The sequence below is a fragment of the Protofrankia sp. CiP1_Cm_nod3 genome, from assembly GCF_982290655.1.
In genome coordinates this window covers 7158-12432 of record NZ_CEVIVD010000138.1, presented here as the reverse complement: position 1 = coordinate 12432, position 5275 = coordinate 7158, and the positions used below count along the sequence as shown (strand labels likewise).

Genomic DNA, 5275 nt, shown 5'->3' with positions numbered 1-5275 from the left:
GGCTCACAGGGCACCGTCGGGCAGGTCGTCGACCACGGAGAAGATCGCGTGGGCGGCTTTGATCCATCCTCGGGCTTCGGCCCGGCACACGTCGTCCAGCGCGGGGTCCGCGGCCTGCGCGCGCATGGCCGAGGTCTCGCTGAGGATGTCGTGGAGCCGGCTGAGCGCGATCAGTTCCCGGTCGGTCTCCGGATCCAGGCCGAGGTTGACGACCGGCCCGCCGGGGCCGTCGATGACGCCTTCGTCGTCGTCGAATGGGAACGGGATCGCGCTCATCGGCTGCCTCCGGTCTGGTGGAGTTGCGCGTTCGTCTGGGCCTCTGTCACCGGGGACGCGGCCCGGGCGTCGTCCGGCCGTGCCCGGGCTGTGGCCTGCTCGCCGGCCGGCGGTGCCGGCCGCCGGCCACGCGAAGGCTCGCATCTGGTAGTGTGAACATATGTTCGATGACGGTGGCAGGCAACTTCTGTAATCCAACTCTCGTAAGCCAGCCCTCGTGATCCAACCCTGTGATCCAACCCGTAATCGGCCGTGGGCGCTCCTCTTCGAGGAAGCGGCGTGACCGCGACGAACGCAACCTGTCCAGTTTGCCCGTCCGTGTTCCCAGCACGGTCAGCGCATGTGCCGTTGCGGTATTGAGCCGACCATGACGACCGGGCTTGTCGGGTACGCCGCCCGCCATGACGTCGGTGTCCCTGGCCGGTGGGTATCCCGCTGACAGCCGTCCGCGCCCAGAAAGGACATATCCGGACGACTGGTGGGCCTTTCGCGATCTGTGCCACTCGGAGGGGCTTGTCCCGGCATCATCCCTGGCAGTCCGGAGATTATGGATCATTCAGGTGTTCTCGCGGGAGCTGAGATGAGCGACGGGTGTGCGTGCCGGGTGTTTCCCGGCGGTGGTTCTCCTTCCGCGGAGACCACGGAATGGGCCGCGCGTGTCGAGAGGATCGCTCCGCTGCTTGCCCGGTACCGGGACCAGGGCGAACGGGAAAGGACGACACCGGCCGCGGTCATCGACGCGCTGCGCGCGGAGAACATCCACCGGATGTGGGTCTCGCGTGACTTCGGCGGCGGCCAGGTCAGCGTGCGGACCGGTTCGGCCGTCCTGCGGGCGCTTGCCCGTCTCGACGCGTCCGTCGCCTGGCAGATGGGGGTTCAGGGAGCGATCGGCCGGATGTCGGACTATCTGCCGGAGCCGGTGGCGCACCGGCTCTTCCGGGAGAGCACGGGGCTGGTGGTCGGCGGGATCAACCCGACCGGCCGGGCCGAGCCCGCATCCGGCGGATATCGGCTGCACGGCACCTGGTCGTTCGCGAGCGGCTCGGCGCACGCCGACTGGCTGGTCTGTGCCGCGGTGCTCGTGGATGACGACAGCTCCCGCACGGCTCCGGCCGGGTCACGGACACGTATGATCTTCGTGCCGAAGAGCGCCGTCCGGTTCGTGGACGACTGGTTCGCCGGGGGGCTGCGCGGCACGGGAAGCACGACCTTCCACGTCGACGGGCTGGTCGTCCCCGAGGAGTACACGGTTGACGGTTCGCTGCTGCGCGGCGTCCCCGCCGACCGTCCCTCGCGGGGCTACGGCATCGCCTACTACGACTTCGCCCCGTTCACGACGGCGTCGACGGCGTTGGGAATAGCCCAGGACGCCCTTACGGTCTTCCGGTCGCTGGCCCGGGAGAAGATTCCCGCCAGGGCGACGAGCCCGCTGGCCGCCGGCCACATCGTGCAGGCGGGGCTGGCCCGCGCGGAGATCCTGGTGCGGGCGGCGGCTCTGCTGCTGGCCGACGCCGCCGACCAGGCGACGGCGTCGGCGGGCGACGGCGGGGAGGATCACAGCGGGGAGGAGCTCAGCGCACTGATCCGTCTGACGGCCACAGCCGTGGGTGAGAACACCGTGTCCGCCGTGGACACGCTCTACGAGCTGGCCGGGACGAGTTCCCTGTACGCCGCCAGCCGGCTGGACCGCTGTTTCCGCGACATCCACGCGGCGGTCAAGCACATCACGCTCGCGCGGACGAATTTCGAGATGGTCGGTCAGTACCTCCTGGGCGGGCCGCTCCTGATGCGACGGTGACCCCGTGGCGGGAGACGACCGGGACAACAGGGCGGCCCGGAGCGGGCCTCAGGATTTCCAGGCGTCGTGGAACTGCAGCCGGGCGTCGGCGTTCAGAATGACGTCGTGCACCTTGGCCGACAGGCCCAGGATGACGGTCAGCTCGATGACGGGGACGTTGTACTGGTTGGTGAGAATGAGCTCCTGCGCCTGTCTGACGAGCGCCATGCGGGCGTTCTGGTCGGCGGTGGCGGCCTGCCGGGTGAGAAGGTCGTCCAGCGGGCCGGGCCTGAGGTTGTTGAAGTTCAGGCCGGTGCTGGAGTACTGGGTCCGCAGCACGTCGGGGTCGGCTCCCTTGGTGTGCCCCCAGAGCAGGTCGTAGCCTTTCGCCTGGACCACCCTGCCGCCGTTGGCGACCGGTTCCTCGTGCAGGGCCGCCGCGATGCCGACGGCCCGCAGCTGCTGCTGGATCAGCTCCAGTATCGTTTTCGCCGACGTCTGGCCGGTGAAGTACTGGACGGTGAGCTGGAGGGGCCTGCCGTCCTTGGTGCGGATGCCGTCCGGCCCTGGGCGCCAGCCGGCGTCGTCCAGCAGTTTCCTTGCCTCGTCGGGGGCGAAGACGAGGTCCGCCGAGAGGTTCACGTAGCCGGGGGTGGAACTGGCCAGCGGGCTTGTCGCCGGCTTTGTCAGCGGGGTGAGGACGGTGCTGATGATCTCCTGCCGGTTGATGGCCCGGGAGACGGCGCGGCGTACCGCCGTGTCGTCGAGGGGCGGGCGTCCGGTGTTCACGCTGAACCCGTAGGGCAGGCCGGGGGCGGACTTGTACTGCAGCGTGAAGCCGTCCGTGCGCAGGCTCGCCTCGTCCTGGGATACCACCGCGGAGTCGCCGTCGATCGCCCCGGACCGCAGGCTGCCGTTACGGACCCCGGACTCGGGGAGGACCTGGAAGACGATCTGGTCCAGGTAGGCCGGCCCCTGCTGCTTCCACAGCGTCGAGCCCCAGTGGTAGCCGGCCCGCCTGTTCAGCGTGATCGACTGGTTCTTCTGGTAGCTGCCCAGGGTGAACGGCCCTGAGCCGACAATGCCCGACGCGCACCGTTCGGCCGGAGGCTTCGCCGTGCTGGCGGGGGACACCAGCCCGAGGGTGTGGGTGGAGGTCGCCTGCAGGAACTGGGCGGCCGGCCGGTTGAAGGACACCCGGGCGGTCAGGTCGTCGACGATCGTGGTGTCGCGGTAGCCCTGCAGGTAGCTGGCCGCCTGGGCGGCGATGGTCCCGAGTTTCCCGGCGGTGTCGAAGTTCGCCTTGACGGCCCGGGCGTCGACCGGGCTGCCGTCGCTGAAGGTCGCGCCCGGACGCAGGTGGAAGGTGAACGCCGTCGCGTCCGGGCTGGTCTCCCACCGCTCGGCCAGCCACGGAACGATCTTTCCGGTGGCCGGGTCCTGGTCGGTCAGGGAGTCCACGAGCTGGCGTGCCGGGTAGACCGAGTCGATCGAGCTGACCTGCTGGGGGTCGAGGCAGCCGAAGTCAGAGGTCAGCGCGAAGGCCAGCCGGCCGCCGGGCTTCGGGACGGCCCCGGCGGCACCCGCGCCGCCCGTGCCGCCCGACCCACAGGCGGTGAGCAGCACACCGGCCAGCCCGGCACCCGCCGCGCGGCGGAGCCAGGTGGTACAGCCGGACGGATTTCTCGGTCTCATATGGATGTCCTTGTACGGGTTGGGTATCGGCCGGCGGTCGGCCGGCCGTTGTCGGACGTGTGTGGACGTCGGACGTGTGTGGACGTCGGACATGTGTGGGGAGCGGGGCCGGTCAGGCCGTCCGGGCGGCGGGCCGTCGGGCCTGGACGACGAGTGGCACGCGTGTGGGCTGGAGCATCGTCGAGCGGCTCGGGCGCACCTTGTAACCGGGTTTCGGGTGCAGCGTCCAGCGGGCGACGACCGCCGCCATGAAAATCATCATTTCCGCCCAGGCGAACGGCTCGCCGATACAGCTCCGGTTGCCCGCACCGAAAGGGAGAAAGGAAACACGGGGGATGGCCGCGGTGCCCTCGTCACTCCACCGGTCCGGGTCGAAGACCTCGGGAACGGTGTAGACCGCCGGATCACGCTGGATGGCGTGCAGGGAGAACAGCACGTTGCTTCCGGGCGGTATCCGGTGTTCGCCGAGCACGAGTTCCGTCATGGTCCGCCTGGACAGCAGCCAGCCCGGTGGGAACAGCCGCAGCGCCTCGGTGAGAACCTGCCGCAGGTAGACCAGGTCGGCCAGCGCCGAATAGCCGGGGGGCCGGCCGGCCAGCACCGTGTCCACCTCGGCGGCGAGCCGTTGCTGGATGTCGGGGTGCCGGCTGAGCAGGTGACAGGTCCAGCTCAGCACGTCCTGCGCGGTCTCCACCCCGCCCAGGAACAGCGCCATGGCCTCGTCATGGATCTCCTGGTCGGTGAGGCCCGGGCGGCCGCCGTCGGCGCGGGCGGCCAGCAGCAGTGCCATCAGGTCACCGTCGGTGGCACCCCGTTCCCGGTACTGGGCGATGACGTCCGTCAGCGCCTCGTCGAGCCGGCGGCGGGCCCGCTCGAAGCGGCGGTTGCCCGGTGTCGGCAGCCTCTCCAGCCAGCCGACCGGGAAGGCGATCCGCCTGGCCACGCCTTTGAGCAGGATGGGAAAGGTCTCCTCGACCTCGACCGCGACGCTGTCACCGAGATCGGAGGAGAACAGCGCTCGGCACACCACGGCCACCGCGAAAGTGTGGATCTCCTGGACGAACTCCACGGTCTGGCCGTCCCGCCAGCCGGTGGCGCGCTGTTCGGCGGCCTGCCGCATCTGGTCGGCGTAACCGGCGATCCGGGCCGCGTGGAACGCCGGCTGCATCAGCCGGCGGTGCGCCATGTGGGTCGGTTCGGTGGAGTTCAGCAGCCCGTTGCCGAGGAAGGGCGCCGACTTCTCGTAGGCGATGCCCTTGTCGAGTTTGCGGACGTCCCTGGTGAGGATCTGGTGCACCCAGACGGGATTGTTGATGACGTAGGCCCGCGCCGGCCCGAGGCCGATGGTGACGATGTCGCCGCTGTCACGCAGCGACTCGAAGAACCTGCGTGGCTCGCTGAGCATCCGGTGCATGTGGCCCAGCAGCGGGAGCCGGCCGGGGGCCGACGTGACACCCGGGACGGTTGCCGTCATCCGTGGATCTCCTTTGTTCCGGACGTACTGGAAGGCGATGTGCTGGAAGGCGA

At 69.8% G+C, this 5275-nt stretch carries 4 protein-coding genes; 1 reads left to right on the top strand and 3 read right to left on the bottom strand.

Going from position 1 to position 5275, the window contains the following annotated elements; all coding sequences use genetic code 11:
• Positions 1 to 3 precede the first annotated feature (3 nt).
• Positions 4 to 276, bottom strand: a complete 273-nt coding sequence (locus tag AC5LUJ_RS19880) for a hypothetical protein (RefSeq protein WP_250285952.1) — start codon at positions 274 to 276, stop codon at positions 4 to 6.
• Between the two features lie 580 nt (positions 277 to 856).
• On the opposite strand from AC5LUJ_RS19880, the gene AC5LUJ_RS19875 reads away from it, so the two are divergent.
• Positions 857 to 2074 carry an acyl-CoA dehydrogenase family protein gene (locus AC5LUJ_RS19875; protein WP_250285953.1) on the top strand — a complete coding sequence of 406 codons (1218 nt, stop codon included), beginning with the start codon at positions 857 to 859 and terminating at the stop codon, positions 2072 to 2074.
• Between the two features lie 48 nt (positions 2075 to 2122).
• Here AC5LUJ_RS19875 and AC5LUJ_RS19870 read toward each other — a convergent pair whose 3' ends face one another.
• Both AC5LUJ_RS19870 and AC5LUJ_RS19865 read right to left on the bottom strand, forming a co-directional pair.
• A complete protein-coding gene (locus AC5LUJ_RS19870) occupies positions 2123 to 3748 on the bottom strand; it encodes an ABC transporter substrate-binding protein (RefSeq protein ID WP_493465493.1) in 1626 nt (541 codons plus the stop codon).
• A 112-nt stretch (positions 3749 to 3860) separates the two neighbouring features.
• A partial coding sequence (locus tag AC5LUJ_RS19865; RefSeq protein WP_493465492.1) for a cytochrome P450 occupies positions 3861 to 5275 on the bottom strand: 1415 nt, incomplete at its 5' end.

Bases quoted from the DNA above. Each gene is read 5' to 3' on its own strand.
- AC5LUJ_RS19880 (WP_250285952.1), bottom strand. From the start codon at position 276: ATGAGCGCGATCCCGTTCCCATTCGACGACGACGAAGGCGTCATCGAC.
- AC5LUJ_RS19875 (WP_250285953.1), top strand. From the start codon at position 857: ATGAGCGACGGGTGTGCGTGCCGGGTGTTTCCCGGCGGTGGTTCTCCT.
- AC5LUJ_RS19870 (WP_493465493.1), bottom strand. From the start codon at position 3,748: ATGAGACCGAGAAATCCGTCCGGCTGTACCACCTGGCTCCGCCGCGCG.